Genomic DNA, 667 nt, shown 5'->3' with positions numbered 1-667 from the left:
TGAGGAGGGGGGCCAGGTCGGTGTCGGGGGCGGGGGCGGTGCGGGCGGCGAGCAGGGCCGGGGTCGGTGCCGCGAACAGGGTGGTCAGCGCCACCCGCGCCTTGGAGGCCAGGCGCAGGGCGGTCAGGGAGTGCCCGCCGGCCGCGAAGAAGTCGGTGTCCGGGTGGGCGTCGGGTACGCCGAGCACCTCCGCGAACAGCGCGCACAGCCGCCGTTCGCGCTCGTCACGCGGAGCACGGGTGCGGTGGGCGCCATGGGCGCCGCGGGTGGCGCCGCCGGTCACGTCACCCGTCGGCTCGGGCAGTGCGGTCCGGTCCGTCTTGCCGTGGCGGGTGAGCGGTACGTGGTCGATGCGGGCCCATACGGAGGGCACGAGGTGGGCGGGCAGCCGCCGGGCGGCGAACTCCCGGACCCGGCGCAGGAGCCCGGGCCACTCGTCGTCCGCCGCCGGGTCCGGCAGCAGCCATGCCGCCAGCCGCTTGCCGCCGGCTGCGTCGGGGCGTGCGGCGACGACGGCCCGCCGTACCCCGGGGCAGGCCGCGAGCGCGCTCTCCACCTCGGCCGGCTCGATGCGCACGCCGCGCACCTTGAGCTGGTCGTCGGCGCGCCCGCGGAAGTCGAGGACGCGCTCGCCGGTCCAGCGGGCCAGGTCGCCGGTGCGGTACAT

General features: G+C 78.1%; 1 protein-coding gene. It reads right to left on the bottom strand.

Annotated elements, in window-relative coordinates:
* Positions 1 to 667 (bottom strand): phosphopantetheine-binding protein (locus GT045_RS33375; RefSeq protein ID WP_237539067.1); only part of this gene is annotated, 667 nt, incomplete at both ends.

Source organism: Streptomyces sp. SID486 (genome assembly GCF_009865385.1).
In the GTDB taxonomy this organism is placed as follows: Bacteria; Actinomycetota; Actinomycetes; order Streptomycetales; family Streptomycetaceae; genus Streptomyces.
Note: the sequence above shows the minus strand (reverse complement) of the source record. Positions and strands in the feature narration are given on the sequence as shown.